General features: G+C 69.2%; 16 protein-coding genes. 8 read left to right on the forward strand and 8 right to left on the reverse strand.

The features are described 5' to 3' along the window. Window positions 1-223: 223 nt before the first annotated feature. The 3 genes from nadE (at window position 224) to BGN97_RS07225 (ending at window position 5,504) form a co-directional block, all read left to right on the forward strand. Complete coding sequence (gene nadE / locus BGN97_RS07215; protein ID WP_292699452.1) at window positions 224-1,042, forward strand: ammonia-dependent NAD(+) synthetase; 819 nt, start codon at window positions 224-226, stop codon at window positions 1,040-1,042. Window positions 1,043-1,201: 159 nt separating this feature from the next. Next, window positions 1,202-4,705, forward strand: a complete 3,504-nt coding sequence (locus BGN97_RS07220) for a bifunctional RecB family nuclease/DEAD/DEAH box helicase (protein WP_292699454.1) — start codon at window positions 1,202-1,204, stop codon at window positions 4,703-4,705. 31 nt (window positions 4,706-4,736) lie between these two features. Next, complete coding sequence (locus BGN97_RS07225; protein ID WP_292699457.1) at window positions 4,737-5,504, forward strand: hypothetical protein; 768 nt, start codon at window positions 4,737-4,739, stop codon at window positions 5,502-5,504. A 30-nt stretch (window positions 5,505-5,534) separates the two neighbouring features. Here the strand turns inward: BGN97_RS07225 and upp are convergent, their stop codons facing one another. Genes upp through BGN97_RS07240 form a run of 3 tightly spaced genes read right to left on the reverse strand, consistent with a single transcriptional unit; the run spans window position 5,535 to window position 6,464 of the window. Beyond that, a complete protein-coding gene (gene upp, locus BGN97_RS07230; RefSeq protein WP_292699459.1) occupies window positions 5,535-6,167 on the reverse strand; it encodes a uracil phosphoribosyltransferase in 633 nt (210 codons plus the stop codon). A gap of 9 nt (window positions 6,168-6,176) precedes the next feature. Beyond that, the gene (locus BGN97_RS07235; RefSeq protein ID WP_292699461.1) at window positions 6,177-6,326 is read right to left on the reverse strand and encodes a hypothetical protein; all 150 of its coding nucleotides are present in this window, start codon (window positions 6,324-6,326) and stop codon (window positions 6,177-6,179) included. A gap of 9 nt (window positions 6,327-6,335) precedes the next feature. Then, on the reverse strand, window positions 6,336-6,464 hold the full coding sequence (locus tag BGN97_RS07240) for a hypothetical protein (protein ID WP_292699464.1): 129 nt from the start codon (window positions 6,462-6,464) through the stop codon (window positions 6,336-6,338). Here BGN97_RS07240 and BGN97_RS07245 point away from each other — a divergent pair. Further along, window positions 6,463-6,918: a nucleoside deaminase gene (locus BGN97_RS07245; protein WP_292699466.1), complete on the forward strand. Its 456-nt coding sequence runs from the start codon at window positions 6,463-6,465 to the stop codon at window positions 6,916-6,918. The two genes, BGN97_RS07240 and BGN97_RS07245, sit on opposite strands and share 2 nt — an antisense overlap. Window positions 6,919-7,127: 209 nt before the next feature. Here the strand turns inward: BGN97_RS07245 and BGN97_RS07250 are convergent, their stop codons facing one another. Next, complete coding sequence (locus BGN97_RS07250; RefSeq protein ID WP_292699468.1) at window positions 7,128-8,021, reverse strand: alpha/beta hydrolase; 894 nt, start codon at window positions 8,019-8,021, stop codon at window positions 7,128-7,130. A gap of 7 nt (window positions 8,022-8,028) precedes the next feature. After that, window positions 8,029-9,000, reverse strand: coding sequence for a cation diffusion facilitator family transporter (locus BGN97_RS07255; protein ID WP_292699470.1), 972 nt, complete (start codon window positions 8,998-9,000; stop codon window positions 8,029-8,031). 79 nt (window positions 9,001-9,079) lie between these two features. Here BGN97_RS07255 and proC point away from each other — a divergent pair, with 79 nt between their 5' ends. After that, window positions 9,080-9,919, forward strand: a complete 840-nt coding sequence (gene proC / locus BGN97_RS07260; RefSeq protein WP_292699474.1) for a pyrroline-5-carboxylate reductase — start codon at window positions 9,080-9,082, stop codon at window positions 9,917-9,919. Between the two features lie 114 nt (window positions 9,920-10,033). Here proC and BGN97_RS07265 read toward each other — a convergent pair whose 3' ends face one another. Both BGN97_RS07265 and BGN97_RS07270 read right to left on the reverse strand, forming a co-directional pair. After that, window positions 10,034-11,104, reverse strand: a complete 1,071-nt coding sequence (locus tag BGN97_RS07265) for an alpha/beta hydrolase (RefSeq protein WP_292699476.1) — start codon at window positions 11,102-11,104, stop codon at window positions 10,034-10,036. A 92-nt stretch (window positions 11,105-11,196) separates the two neighbouring features. Continuing rightward, window positions 11,197-11,868 (reverse strand): TrkA family potassium uptake protein, encoded by a 672-nt coding sequence (locus tag BGN97_RS07270; RefSeq protein WP_285635110.1) that lies wholly within the window; start codon window positions 11,866-11,868, stop codon window positions 11,197-11,199. Window positions 11,869-12,432: 564 nt separating this feature from the next. Between BGN97_RS07270 and BGN97_RS07275 the strand changes: the two genes are divergently transcribed. Then, window positions 12,433-12,636 carry a hypothetical protein gene (locus BGN97_RS07275; protein ID WP_292699481.1) on the forward strand — a complete coding sequence of 68 codons (204 nt, stop codon included), beginning with the start codon at window positions 12,433-12,435 and terminating at the stop codon, window positions 12,634-12,636. 355 nt (window positions 12,637-12,991) lie between these two features. Here the strand turns inward: BGN97_RS07275 and BGN97_RS07280 are convergent, their stop codons facing one another. Further along, window positions 12,992-14,422, reverse strand: coding sequence for a potassium transporter TrkG (locus BGN97_RS07280; RefSeq protein ID WP_292699484.1), 1,431 nt, complete (start codon window positions 14,420-14,422; stop codon window positions 12,992-12,994). A gap of 104 nt (window positions 14,423-14,526) precedes the next feature. On the opposite strand from BGN97_RS07280, the gene BGN97_RS07285 reads away from it, so the two are divergent. Together BGN97_RS07285 and BGN97_RS07290 are read left to right on the forward strand one after the other, a co-directional pair. Further along, window positions 14,527-14,943: a metalloregulator ArsR/SmtB family transcription factor gene (locus BGN97_RS07285; protein WP_292699487.1), complete on the forward strand. Its 417-nt coding sequence runs from the start codon at window positions 14,527-14,529 to the stop codon at window positions 14,941-14,943. An 89-nt stretch (window positions 14,944-15,032) separates the two neighbouring features. Next, window positions 15,033-15,125, forward strand: a 93-nt coding sequence (locus BGN97_RS07290; RefSeq protein ID WP_292699600.1) for a helix-turn-helix domain-containing protein, incomplete at its 3' end; no start/stop codon positions are given.

Here is a 15,125-nt window from a genome sequence, read left to right on the forward strand (position 1 = left end):
CGTGCCGACCACGACGATCTCCTCGTACTGGTCCGCGAGGTGCGCATCCAGCGCCCTGGTCAGTCCGACGGCGGCCATCAGCTTGCCCGGCCCGGTCACGAGCCGGTCGAAGCCGGGAAGCTCGGCAGGGAAGGCCTGCAGTTCGGAGGCGAGGGCGGCGACGAGAAGTTTCACGCATACATTCTCGCAGTGGGGGAGACTGGAACCCGACGAAGGAGGCCCCGTGACCCTGCAGCAGCAGATCGCCGAAGACCTGGGCGTGAAGCCCGAGATCGACCCCGCCGCCGAGGCGGAGAGGAGAATCGCATTCCTCGTGGACTACCTCCAAGCCGCCAGAGCCAAGGGCTTCGTGCTCGGCATCTCCGGTGGCCAGGACTCCACGCTCGCCGGACGGCTCGCGCAGCTCGCCGTCGAACGCGTGCGGGCGGGCGGCGGCGAGGCGACGTTCGTCGCCGTGCGGCTCCCGTACCGTGTGCAGGCGGATGCTGCGGATGCCGAGGCCGCGATCGACTTCATCGCAGCCGACCGTTCGCTGACGATCAACATCGAGCACGGTGTGGACGGGCTGGAGCGCGACCTCGAGGAAGGCGTCGGCGAGAGCATCAGCGACTTCAACCGCGGCAACATCAAGGCCCGCCTGCGCATGGTCACGCAGTACGCGCTCGGCGGTCATGACGGGCTGCTGGTGATCGGCACCGATCACGCGGCCGAGGCGGTGACCGGCTTCTACACGAAGTTCGGCGACGGAGCGGCCGACATCCTGCCGCTCTCGGGGCTGAGCAAGCGGCAGGGGCGGTCGATCCTGCAGCACCTCGGGGCGCCCGAGCGGCTGTACCTGAAGGTGCCCACCGCCGACCTGCTCGACGGCGTCCCCGGGCGTCCCGACGAGGACGAGCTCGGCCTCACCTACGAGCAGATCGACGACTACCTCGAGGGGCGAGAGGTGCCTGCCGAGGTGTCGTCGCTCATCGAGGCGAAGTACCTCGCCACCCGGCACAAGCGGCACCTGCCGGTGACGCCGGGCGATGACTGGTGGCGGTGACGTCGTAGGCGCCCTCTGGTTCTCGCTCTCGGGTCCCAGATGGCTGCCTCAGCGCCGGTGAGGCAGCCGAACGGGACCCGCGAAGGCCTGCGCGGCCGGCCGTCGGTCGATGTCCGACCCTGCCGATAACCTCGAAGAGGGGCAACGGAGAGGGACATCGTGCGGGTCATCACGTCGGAGAATCGCGTCGTCTGGAGTGCGAGCGACCTGAAGCTCGCGGCGGAATGCGAATTCGCCTGGGCGCGTGCCGTCGACGCCAAACTCGGCCGCGTTCCCGCGGTGGAGGAGCCCGAGGACGCCACTCTCGAACGCGCCGCGAGGCTCGGCGACCGTCACGAGGAGCAGGTGCTCGGCCGGTACATCGACCGACTCGGCGAGTCGGTCGACGGCGGTCCCGGAGTGGTCACCCTGCCGAAGGTGTCGTCGACGGATGCCGAGGCGATGGATGCCGTGATCTCCGACACCGTCCGCGCGCTGCGCTCCGAGGCATCCGTGGTCTACCAGGCCGCGTTCTCGACACCCGAGTTCGTCGGCTTCGCCGACTTCATCAAGCGCGACGAGATCGACGGGCGCTGGCGCGTGCAGGACTCCAAGCTCGCGCGCACGGCACGCGCGACCGCGCTCATGCAGCTGGCGGCATATGTCGACCAGCTCGATCGTCTCGGCATCCCGCGCTCCGATGAGGTCGATCTGATCCTCGGCGACGGGACCACCAGCACCCACCGCGTCCAGGACGTGCTGCCCCTGTTCCACGTGCGCCGGGCGCGGCTGAGGGCGATCATCGCCGACCGTGCGATCGAGACGGGAGCGACCGGTGCTCCGCTCGCCTGGGGCGACGACCGCGGCGACCTGCAGATCACCGCCTGCGGGCGCTGCGCGACCTGCGAGGAGCAGGTGATCGCGCACCGCGACCTGCTCATGGTCGCCCGCATGCGTCCCGTGCAGCGTCAGCGCCTCCGCGCGGCGGGCATCCTCACCATCGACGACCTGGCCGCGGCATCCGCTGCTCCCGACGGGATGAACACCGACACGTTCATCGCACTGCGGGCGCAGGCCCGGCTGCAGGCCGGCCTCGCCCTCGAGCCCGGCGAGGCACCGCCGTTCGAGCTCGTCTCGGCGAATGCGATCGGCATGATGCCGCGCCCGAGCCGCGGCGACCTGTTCTTCGACTTCGAGGGCGACCCGCTGTACACCGAGCCGGTCGCCTCGCCGGCCGACAAGCCGCACTGGGGCATCGACTACCTGTTCGGCTGGACCGACAACGACGAGCAGTACTCCGCCCTGTGGGCGCACACCTTCGCAGACGAGAAGCAGGCGCTGCTCGACTTCCTGGAGTTCGTGAAGCTGCGTCGCCGGACCCACCCCGACCTGCACATCTACCACTACGCGCCCTACGAGACCTCGCATCTCGCGGCCATGGCCGCGCGGCACGGCGTGGGCGAGGCGGACGTGGACCGGCTGCTGCGCGAGGGCGTGTTCGTCGATCTGTATCCGATCGTGCTGCGCTCGGTGCGCATCGGCTCGCGCTCCTACTCGATCAAGAAGCTCGAGCCGCTGTACATGGGCGCCGAGGTGCGCACCAGCGACGTGCAGAAGGGCGACGACTCGATCGTCCAGTACGTGCAGGCGCGGGCGCTGGCGGCGGCGGGACAGGATGCCGAGGCGCAGAGCATCCTCGACGACCTCGCCGACTACAACCGCTACGACTGCGTCTCCACGCGGCGGCTGCGCGACTGGCTGATCGGCCTCGCACGTCAGGAGGGCGTGCTGCCCGCGCCGCCCGACGACCCGGAGACCCGCGCCTACGAGCCCGCGCCGCTGTCGCTGGCTCTGCAGGCCGAGGCGATGCACGCCGAGCGGGAGGGGCGCGGCGGGGCAGAGTTCCGTGTCGCCGCCGCGGCGATCGACTACCACCCCCGCGAGGCCAAGAGCTTCTGGCAGGGGCACTTCCAGCGGCTGCGTGAGCCCGTCTCGATCTGGGAGTCCACCCGCGACGTGCTGCGCATCGACGCATCCTCCAGCGGCGTCGACGAGGACTGGGGCGTCGCCGAGGGGCAGCGTGTGCAGACGCGCCTGCTGAGACTGCGCGGCGAGGTAGCACCCGGCAGCACGATCGGCGTCGGCGGGCGTCCGTTCGCGCTGTACGCCGTGCCGACGCCGTTCTCGGCGCAGGCGCCGTCGCGTGTGATCCACGTGCCGCACGAGGTCGAGGTCGTCGAGGTGCTCGACGACGGCTATGTCGTGCGCGAGCGCACCGTTGGCGGACAGGTCTGGGACGAGCTGCCGCTCGCGCTCGCGCCCGCCGCTCCGCCGAACGCGGCGACCCAGCAGGGTGCGATCGAGGACTGGGCGGCGAGCGTGCATCACGCCACCCCCGGCTTCCCCGCCGATGCGGCCACCGACATCCTGCGCAGGATCGCGCCGCGCACCGTGTCGGGGGCGGGACTGCCGGATGCCGGCGACGACCGCATCGACGCGATCGTGCGCGGCATCCTCGACCTGGACGACAGCTATCTCGCCGTGCAGGGCCCGCCGGGCACGGGCAAGACCTACACCGGCTCGCAGGTCATCGCCCGGCTGGTGAACGAGCACGGCTATCGCGTCGGCGTCGTCGCGCAATCGCACTCGATCGTCGAGAACCTGCTCGAGCGGGTCGTGGCGGACGGGGTTCCGGCGTCGAAGGTCGCGAAGAAGCCGAAGGACGAGGAGGCCCCGGCGGCCTACACCGTCATCCGCAAGGACGGCATGGCCGCCTTCCTCGCCGAGCACGCCCAGGGCGGGGCCGTGGTCGGCGGCACCGCCTGGGACTTCAGCAACACACGACGCGTCGACCGCAAGGGGCTCGACCTGCTGGTGATCGACGAGGCCGGACAGTTCTCGCTGGCCTCCACGATCGCGGTCGCCGCAGGCGCGAAGCGCCTGCTGCTGCTCGGAGATCCGCAGCAGCTGCCGCAGGTGAGCCAGGGCACGCACCCCGAGCCGGTGAACACGTCGGCACTGGGCTGGGTCATGGACGGCGATTCGGTCATCGATCCGGCATACGGGTACTTCCTCGCCGAGTCCTGGCGCATGCATCCGGAGGTCGCAGCCCCCGTCTCGACGCTGTCCTACGCGGGACGCCTCGCTTCGGCTCCCGGTGCCGAGGGGCGCATCGTCGAGGGCGTCGAGCCGGGACTGCACGTCGTCCCCGTGCGGCACCGCGGCAATGCGACGCAGTCGCCCGAGGAGGCGGCCGAGGTGGTCCGCATCGTGCGCGACCTCATCGGCCGCGGATACGTGGACGGGATGGAGGATGCCGCGCAGCGGCCCCTCGGCCAGTCGGACATCATCGTGGTGGCGCCCTACAACGCGCAGAAGCAGCTCATCCACGACGAGCTCGCCGCCGCAGGCTTCGGGGGAGTGGCCGTCGGCACAGTGGACAACTTTCAGGGCAAGGAGGCGGTCGTCTCGATCACGTCGCTGGCGGCGTCCAGCGGCAGGGACGCGCCGCGCGGGCCGGAGTTCCTGCTGCTGCAGAACCGCCTGAACGTCGCGATCTCCCGCGCCAAGAGCGTCGCCTACCTGGTGCACTCGCCGGCTCTGCTCGACGACCTGCCCTGGACGCCCGAGGGCGTCGCGCGACTGAGCGCCTTCGCGCATCTGGTCGGGGCCGACCGCGACTGAGCGCTCGGACGCCAGATGTTAGATTGCTAGCATGCACAGCCTCGACGACATCATGCGGGCCTCGGCCGCCTGGGTCTGGTTCCCGCGTGGCGGCGACCAGGAGCGGTCCGAACTGCAGCTGGTCCGCCACCCGGCGCGGTTCGGCGGCGGCGTGAAGGCCTCGATGGTGCAGTCGGAACTGGATGCTGCGGGAGTGCTCGACCATGCCGTCGAACGCACCCGGTCCTGGGGAGAGCCGAGGCTGACGTTCTGGACCAACGCCTCCGACAGCCCGGACCTCGAGGCGGAGCTGCAGCGCAGGGGCGCCGAGCACGTCGACACGGTCGCGGTGTTCGCGAGGCCGATCGACGGTCTCACGGTCGAGGTGCCGGCGGACGTCACCGCGGAGGTCGTGCGGACGCTCGAGCAGGTGCGCGAGGTGGATGCCGTGAACGTGCCGGTGTGGGATCAGCATCCGCTCGACGAGACGGGTCTGCAGGACGAGCTCGCCGAGGTCACTGCGGGATTGGAGTCCGGAACGGGCGTGCGGGTGCTGGCCCGCCTGGGCGGAGCCGCAGTCAGCACCGGCGGCTGCACCGTCGTCGACGGCTTCCTGCGGCTGTGGGGCGCTGCGACGCTCCAGGAGGCGCGCGGACGAGGCGCTTACCGGGCTGTGCTGGCCGAGCGACTGCGGGTCGGCGCCGAACTCGGTGCGACCACGGCGATCGTGAAGGGCCGCGTATCGACGTCGGCACCGATCCTGGCCCGGGCCGGTTTCACGCACTACGGCGACGAACGCGCCTATGTGCTGAACGTCTGACCCGCGTCATCGGCGAGTGCGCGCGAGGGCTCAGACGGTGCCGTACAGGCGGTCGCCCGCGTCGCCGAGGCCGGGCACGATGTAGCCCTTCTCGTTGAGGCGCTCATCCAGGGCGCCGAGCACGAGGGTCACGTCGCGGTCGCCCACGAGCTTCTCGATCGCGGCCACGCCCTCCGGGGTGCCCAGCAGGCAGATCGCGGTGACATCCTTCGCACCGCGGTCGAACAGGAACTGGATCGCCGCACCCAGGGAGCCGCCGGTGGCGAGCATCGGGTCGATGGCGAAGCACTGCCTGTCGCTGAGGTCGACGGGCAGGCGCTCGGCATAGGTGGTGGGCTCGAAGGTCGTCTCATCGCGCACCATGCCGAGGAATCCGACCTCGGCCGTGGGGATGAGCTTGACGAGGCCCTCGAGCATCCCGAGGCCCGCGCGCAGGATCGGAACGACGATCGGACGGGGCTCGGCGATCTTCACGCCGGTGGTCTTCGTGACCGGGGTCTGAATCTCGATCGGGGCGACCTTCACGCTGCGCGTCGCCTCGTACGCGAGCAGGGTGACCAGCTCCTCGGTGAGCTGGCGGAACACCGGCGACGGTGTCCTCTCGTCCCGCAGCACCGTGAGCTTGTGAGTGATGAGCGGGTGATCGGCCACATGAACGCGCATGGATACAGATTACTGGGATGCCGCCTTCGCGGCGGAACGGGCTTCGCGGCGTTCGCGCCACGCGGCGTTGAGCCGCTTCGCGTTGAGCGCGACCGCGAGGACGCCGATGAGCACGGGAAGGGTCGTGAGCGTGACGACCAGCGCCGGGTTGATCTCCATGCCTTCACGCTAGCCGGGGCGACGGTACGAGGCATCCGCCCTGCGGGGGATCTCCCGGCATCCGTCGGTCGACGGACGCGGCCGGATGCGGCCGGATGCGGGGACCCCGGCGGCGCGCCGCACTAGGCTCGACCGCATGACCTCCGCCTTCGACACCGCGATGAGCCGTGCGCTCGCGCTGGCAGCCGAGGCCGGTGAGAGCGGCGACGTGCCGGTGGGCGCCGTCGTGCTCGATGCCTCCGGGACGATGGTCGGCGAGGGTCGCAACGTCCGCGAGGTCACCCACGACCCGACAGGTCATGCCGAGGTCGTCGCGCTGCGCGCCGCGGCCGAGGTCCACGGTGGCTGGAACCTCGAGGGCCACACCCTCGTGGTCACCCTCGAGCCCTGCGTGATGTGCGCGGGCGCGATCCTGCAGTCGCGCATCGGCCGAGTCGTGTTCGGCGCGTGGGACGACAAGGCGGGTGCCGCCGGGTCGATGTACGACCTGCTGCGCGACCGGCGCCTGCCCTACCGCGCGGAGGTGATCGGTGGCATCCGCTCGGCCGAAGCCACCGCCCTGCTGCGCGACTTCTTCGAATCCCGCCGCTGAGGCCGCGTCCACGCCGTTCACCCCCGGGGCCCGTATGGCTGTCTCCGGAGGCAGGAGGGGGCCATATGGGACCCGGCGAAGTGCACTGCGTCATCGGGTGGTTGTCTGCGGGTCCCGTATGGCTGTCTCCGAGTGCAGGAGGGGGCCATATGGAACCCCGACCACGTGAGTAAGCGGGGTCTGCGACGACATCCGCGACGCGCTCGCCGTCAGCGCGGGGCGACCGCCACCGCGGCATCCGCCAGTCGCGCGACCAGGGTGAGATAGCCCTGCGCGTTCTCGTCGTAGTAGCCGATGTGGCGTCCGCGGTCGTCGACGACGGTCTGCGACGCGTGCCCCTCGACCGCCGTTCCGATGGTCGTTCCGCCGCCGACCGCGGGCGCCTCTCCGCCGTCGCACTCGTAGACGATCGCGCCGGGGATGTCGCGCGGGTCCACCGGATGCTGCCCGAGCCGGCCCAGCGGGGCGATGCTGTCGTTCGCGCCCTCGCTCGCGTACAGCACCAGATCCCCCGCGGCGATGGCCTCGGCAAGTGCGACGCCCGCGGCATGAGTGACGCCGGCCGACGCGATCGAGAAGGCTGTGCGCACGTCGTCGCCGAGGCTCATCGCGAACAGCTCGCCGAGCAGGGTCGACGAGTACGAGTAGGTCGCCAGCGCCACGTGCGCGTGCGCGTTACGCGGCTCCAGACGGTCGATGTCCACGGCCAACCGGGCGGCGCCGACCGTGGCGTGCCTTGTCGCCAGCGCCGACACGTGCGTGCCCGAGTCCCACGCGAACCAGGCGATGACCGCCACGTTCCGGGGCTCGCCGCGCACCACGCAGGAGCGGATCACATCCGCGCAGATGCGCTGCGCGGCATCCGCCCACTCCGGGAACTGGGCGAGGTCGGTGTCTATCCCGTGCAGCAGGAACACGATGAGGTCGGCGCGGTCGACGTCCCCGAACGAGACCACCGCGTGCGGGCCCGGATCGACCATCGTGAGCGACTCGAGGCGCGACTGCGAATCCTTCTCCAGCACCGTCAGCAGGTTGCGCAGCTTCCGCTCCGTCACCGGGGGCAGGTCGGTGCGCGCCAGCTCGGCGCGGAGATCAGCGATCACGGCGCCGTCAGTCGGAGGACTTCAGCACGAAGGTGTCCGTCGGCGGCTCCGGGTCGAGGGCGGGACGGTAGACGTCCGGCTCCAGGTAGATCACCCGCGCCGCAGGAACTGCGGAACGGATCCGCCGCTCGATCTCATCGATGTCGGATGCCGCGTCGCGGACCGACTTGTCCGCGGTCAGCGCGATCTTCGCCGCGACCATCAGCTCGTCGGGCCCCAGGTAGAGCGTCTTGATGTGGATGAGCTTCTCCACCTCAGGACCGCGCGAGATGGCATCCACGATGCGGTCGTAGTCCGCGCGGTTCGCACCCTCGCCGACCAGCAGGCTCTTGGTCTCCACGCCCAGGATCAGCGCGATCGCGACCAGCAGCAGACCGATCATCAGAGTGCCGAGCGCGTCGAAGAGGGGGTTGCCGGTGATCAGCGTCAGCCCCACGCCCAGCAGGGCGAAGGCGAGACCTGTGAGCGCGCCGGTGTCCTCGAGCAGCACCGCGGGCAGCTCCGGCGCCTTGGAGCGGCGCACGAACGAGATCCAGGACTGGCCCTTCTCGCGCACCTGGTTGCTCTCCTTGACCGCGGTGCGCAGCGAGTACGACTCCAGCGCGATCGAGATCACGAGCACGGCGAGAGGCAGCCACCACCAGGTCTTGTCGATCTCATGCGGGTGGACGATCTTCTGCACGCCCTCGTACACGGCGAACAGACCGCCGAGCGAGAAGAGCACGATCGACACGACGAACGCCGAGACGTAGCGCTCGCGACCGTAGCCGAAGGGGTGGTCGCGATCCGCGTCCTTCTTCGCCTTGCGTCCACCGAGCATGAGCAGCAGCTGGTTGCCGGAATCGGCGACCGAGTGGATCGCCTCGGCGAGCATCGACGCCGAGCCGGAGAGCGCCCACGCGACGAGCTTGGCCAGCGCGATGCCCATGTTCGCCAGGAATGCCGCGATGATCGCCTTGCTGCCACCGGATGCGCTCATGCCACGAGTCTAAGACGTGAGCGCAGGACGGTTCCGGGCACACGCCCGGCGGCAGGACGTCGGCTCGTAGGATGGCGGCATGGTCGATTCGCTCCCCTCCCTCGCGTTCCTCGGTGCCGGCTCGATGGGAGGTGCGATCCTGCAGGGGGTCGTGGCCTCGGGAGTCCCGGTCGACGGCGGCATCGTCGCGACGAACCGCACCCGCGAGAAGGCGGATGCCCTGGCCGGACTCTCCGGGGTGAGGAGCATCTCGCTGGCCGAGAACCCGGCGGGCAACCGGGAGGCCGCTGCAGCCGCGCGCATCGTGCTGATCGGCGTGAAGCCGGTGATGGTGCCCGACCTGCTGCGCGAGATCGCCCCGGTGCTGCGTGAGGACGCGATCGTCGTGAGCCTGGCGGCCGGCGTGACGCTGGACACGTTCGCGGATGTCCTGGGTGCCGGAGCGCACAGCATCCGCTCGATGCCGAACACGCCGGCGACGGTCAGTCGTGCCGTGACCGGCATCGCCGCCGGAGCCTCCGCGACCGCGGAGGACATGGCCCTCGTGCGGGCGCTGTTCGAGACGGTCGGTGCGGTGATCGAGGTGCCCGAGTCGCAGATCGACCCGCTCTCGACGGTCTCGGGGTCCGGGCCCGCCTACGTGTTCCTCCTGATCGAGGAGTTGACGAAGGCGGCATCCGGGATGGGCTTCTCGGAGGCGGATGCCCGCCTCATGGCCGAGCAGACCTTCATCGGCGCGGCAGCCCTGCTGGAGGCGTCCGGCGAGGACCCCGCCGAGCTGCGCCGGCGCGTGACCAGCCCCAAGGGGACCACCGAGCGCGCCGTCGCGGTGATGCAGGACGCGCACCTCGACGACATGTTCGCGCGGGCGACCGCCGCCGCGCTCGCCCGCGCGAAGGAGCTCGCCGCCGGCGCCTGAGCATCCGGTCGCAGGCGCGCAGTTCTGCGCAACTCCGCAGAGATCCGCGCCCCGCGTGCGGAGTTGTGCGGATCTGCGGAGTTGCGCGACGGCGAGGCCGAGCGGATGCTGCGCTCAGACGCTCTCGATGTGCGCGACCAGAGCAGCGCAGAATTCCTGCGGGCGCTCCAGGTGAGGGGAGTGACCCACGCCCTCCCAGTTCAGCTCGGTGACCCGCCCGCCGTCCGCCGCATATGCGTCGAGGACGTCGCGGGTCTGCGAGACCATCTCCTGCGCCGGTGCGATGTCGGCGCCGGGCCACCCGGGGATGATCCCCAGGGCGCCGAGGTGGTTCAGGTCGAAGAACGAGGCGTCGGAGACGATGGCATCCGCCGTGCCGTGCACCCACAGCACCGGCGGCTTCTCATCGAGGTCGACGATGCCGGAGGTGTTGAAGTACTGGGGAGCCATCGTGTTCAGCACGCCGTGCGCGCCCGCCGCGAAGCCGGGCCAGTTCTCGCTCGCGACCGCGTCGCCGGGGTAGTTGCCCGTCGCCGTCGAAGTGCTGAGCATGGATGCCACCCAGATGTCCTCATGCGGCGACGAGTACCCTGCCGACACGTAGCTGGAGCGGAACACGCTGCGCGGCGAGGCCTGCGCGTCGGCGGTGGCGTCGGCATCCTGCAGGCGCTGCACGAAGTCGGGGTTGGCGCCCCCGCCACCGCATCCGGCGTCGTCGTCCGTCAGCCGTGAGCCGTCGCGGCGGGTGCCGCCGAAGCCGTAGGGCGAGACCGGCGCCTGCAGCGTGAGGCTCTCCACGCGGTGGTCGAGCGCGTACTGCATGACGACGCCGCCGCCCATCGACCAGCCCACCAGGTGCGCCGAGACGATGCCCAGCTCGGACAGCAGCTCGGCGATGTCGTCGCTGTAGTCGCGCAGACCGCGGGTGGCGTCCACGGGCTGAGAACCGCTGCCGCCGAATCCGCGCAGGTCGACCGCGATCACGCGCAGATCGGCGGGGAGCATCAGCATGATCTCCTGCCAGAAGAGCGCCGAGGACACGTTGCCGTGCACGAGCACCACGGTGCGACGCGGGGGAGCGGAGTCATCGTCGCCGACGCGCTCGAGGATCTGGGTGGCGAGGCGCGGCGTGCTGATGACGCGAGCGGCGATGCCGTCGAAGAGGGTGCTGTCGGAGGCGCTCATCGCCGCTCCTTCGTGCCGTGACGCGGCATCTGCGCCGCGTGCTGGCACGACTCTAACCCGTGCGGATCAGAATGTGAACAGCCTTTCAGGTTTCAGCGGTCGAGGCTCGCGAAGCGCTCGATATCGCTGTTCGTGCCCGAGACGATGATGAGGTCGTGGTTGGTCACCACGGTGTTCGCCTCGGCGTACCGGAACGGCTTGCCCGGGCTCTTCACGCCGACCACGGTCACCTTGTACTTCGTGCGCACGCCGGACTCGTTCAGGCCGACGCCGCGGATGAACTTGGGCGGGTACATCTTGGCCAGCACGAAGTCGTCGTCGAAGCGGATGAAGTCCAGCATCCGGCCGCTCACCAGGTGCGCGACGCGCTCGCCGGCCTCGCGCTCGGGGTAGATGACGTGGTTGGCGCCGACGCGCGCGAGGATCTTGCCGTGCGACTGGGAGACGGCCTTCGCCCAGATCTGCGGCACCTTCAGGTCGACGAGGTTGGCGGTGATCAGCACGGATGCCTCGATCAGCGAGCCGACGGCCACCACCGCCACCTGGAAGTCCTGCGCGCCGATCTGCCGCAGCGCGTCGATGTTGCGGGCATCCGCCTGCACCGTGTGGGTGACGCGCTCGGACCACTTCTGCACCAGTCCGAGGTCCTCGTCGATCGCCATCACCTCGCGGTCGAGGCGATCGAGCTCCCCGGCGCAGGCGGCGCCGAAGCGCCCGAGTCCGATCACGAGCACCGGCGCGTCGCCGCGAACCATCTCAACCATGCTGCTCAGTGTACGGACGATGCGATCTGTTGTCGTGTTACTCTCCCGAATGCCAGCGCGCAATGCACGGGCAGATCCGGAGGGGATTGATTCATGTTCAAGTTGAGTACGGGGCCACGGCAAGCAGGTCGAAGAATGCGACAGTGGTCGTTCGTAGTCGCGGTCGTGCTAGCGGGGGCAACCGCTGCGGTGCCCGCCTACGCCGCCGAGGACCCTGGAAGTGACCCCGGTTCAGAGGCGACCCGTATCCTCCAGCAACAGGGATACGGCACTGCGCCAGAGGACTTCCTGCCGTCCGAGGCTACGCCGTCATTGTCATCGGGGGATTCTTCGTCCGCAACCGAAACTGTCACGCTGCGGTCATCCGCCAGCGGGTATGCGGTTGTCTGCAAAGGTACAACGAGTTCGAACGCCGTACGTGACCCGCATTACTCCAAGGGTGCGGGTGGAGCGATCTTCAAGACAGTACTCAAGTGCACCGGAACTGGCCTGGCGTCGGTGAAGGTTCGGACACAGGGACTCTTGAGCTTCGCGCCGTCGGCAAGCTCGACTAATACGAATGTCATGTTCAGTCAGCGAGCGACAAGTGACCAGACTCAGACCATCACTGTCAACGGGGCCGAGAAGACGTACTACACGCCCAAGACGGGTTCGAATGGTGGCCGAGGCACGGGATACTGGCGCGCGACGTCGACCTGGTACTTCGTCGTGGATGGGAAGTACTCCACGGTCGGCTCGCAGACGAAGACTGTCTGGAAGGCGATCTGAAGTTGCGTGCGTCTTCGGTCGATCCGCGCTACGCCAATCACATCGACGACGACCCTGCGTATCGCGTTGACTTCTGGGATGCGAACGAGAACAGTGATGAATGGCGTATCGAAGCTGCCCGGAATATCGACGAGGTGATGAGCTGGGCGGCTGAGCATGCGTATGGTCGCTCCTATGTCGTCTACTCAGAGGTGCGGAATGAAGCTGGTGTTGCACTCGCCAGGCTCTTCGGAGCTGAGCCTGGAATCGTAGCCGCGGATTCATAGTGATCTGAACTGACGTCGGGGAGGCACATCACCTGCCTCCCCGACGTCATCGTCATTCCCGACCCGTTCGGCGGGAACGACTGCGAGCGTCAACCAACGATCGGCCTTTCCACGGGCAGCGAGTAGAGCTGCGAACGGGACGTCGCGGCGACCGCCGCGGCGAGAGTCACTGTACCAATGCGCCCCATGAAGATGGTCGCCGCGAGGATGTAGGAGCCGGCGTCCGGAAGAGCCTCCGTGACGCCGGAGGAGAGGCCGACCGTGCCGAACGCGGAGATCACGTCGAAGAGCACGTCGATCACCGGCAGCTTGGTGAGCTGCGTGATCGCGACGGTCGAGATGGCCACGATCGTCGCCCCCCAGGCCACGACCGACAGGCCGACCCGCTGCACGTCGGAGGGGATGCGCCGTCCGAAGGCCTCGACGGACTGCCGGCCCTTCGCCTCCGACCACACGGGGATCGCGAGCACCGCGAGCGTGGTCACCTTGATGCCGCCGGCCGTCGACGCCGATCCGCCGCCGACGAACATCAGCATGCAGGCCACGAGCATCGACGAGCCGTTCAGGTCCGACATGTCGATCGCGTTGAAGCCGCCGGAGCGGGTCATCGCCGACAGGAAGAACGCCTGCACGGTGGTGTCGGCCGCATCCATCGACCCGAAGGTGCGCGGGTTGTCGTACTCCAGAAGCAGGAAGACCGCCGCCCCTGCGAAGAACAGCAGCACGGTCGTGACGAGGGTGAGCTTGGAGTGCAGCGACCAGCGCTTGAAGTGCCAGGTGTGCTTGGCGAGCGTGTAGATGACAGGGAACCCGATGCTGCCCAGGAACACGCCCGCCATCAGCAGCACCAGCACCAGGTAGTCGTCGTTGAAAGCCAGCACACCGCCGGCGTTCGGCGCGAAGCCGGTGTTGGTGAACGACATCGCGGCGAAGTATGGTGCCTCCCACAGCGCGGATACGGGGTCGACGCCCGCCATCACGATCGCCGGGTAGAGAAGGACCGCCAAGCCCACTTCGATGATCAGGGCGGAGAGCGCGACCGTGGTCAGCAGCTGGCCGACCTCGCCGAGCCGCACGGTCTGGCTCTCGTTGACCGGACCGCCGTGCGCGCGCAGCGGGTTGGTGTCACCGGCGGCCATGAGCTTGGCGCTCAGGCCCAGCCTCTTGGAGATCACCATGCCCATCAGCGACGCCAGGGTCAGCACTCCGAGGCCGCCGATGTTCACGCCGATGAAGATGACGACCTGGCCGAAGGGAGACCAGTAGGTGCTCATGTCGACCGTGGTCAGGCCCGTCACGCAGATCGTCGAGACCGCGGTGAACAGCGCGTCGCTGAGCGGAGTGACGTGCCCGTCGGCGGACGAGATCGGCAGGGAGAGGAGACCGGTGAACAGCAGGATCAGCGCCGCGAAGATCACGATGGCGAAGCGCGAGGGCGACGAGGTGATGAGGTGCTTCACCAGCCGTGCGGCATCCCCCACGGACCGTCGCGGAGAGGATGCCGTCATCATGCCCGACATCGAGCCCCCTCCTGCTGCGCGCACGACGCCGTTCGCCGGGCTTCCGACATGGTACTCCGTGGGCTCGCATGGTACTCCGTGCCCGCGCCGACTACCCTGATGGCATGACGGACATCTTCGACGTGATCGCGGACGGCACGAGGCGTGACATCCTCCAGCTCCTGCTGAGCCGCTCCACGGACAGCGATGCCGGCACGAGCGTCACTGAGATCGTCAGCGAGCTCGGCGTCAGCCAGCCCACCGTCAGCAAGCACCTCAAGGTGCTGCGCGAGTCCGACCTGGTCACGGTCCGGGAGGACGGACAGCGCCGCTTCTACAGCCTGTCCGTCGCCCCTCTCGAGGCCGTCGACGACTGGCTGGTGCCGTTCCTGGTCGACGCCTACGGCGATCAGGCGCCCGACATCGACTTCCCGATCGCACCACTGCCGGACGGCGCGGCGCACGCAGCCGAGGTGGTGGGTCGCGCCGCGGCGTCGGCGAAGCACGTCGTGGCGTCCGCGTTCAAGCGACTCGGCAGCTGAGCGCGCCCCAGTATTCACATCTGCCACAGCTGTTTACAGTCGTCGCACGTACCCCATATGCTGTGCTTCAGCAGAAAGGGGTACGGGGGATGCCCGATGTCCAAGACGTTCGATTCCTGACGGTGGCCGAGGTCGCCGAGCTCATGCGCGTGTCCAAGATGACCGTGTACCGGCTCGTCCAC

The organism is Microbacterium sp. 69-10, from assembly GCF_001897945.1.
Taxonomy (GTDB): domain Bacteria; phylum Actinomycetota; class Actinomycetes; order Actinomycetales; family Microbacteriaceae; genus Microbacterium.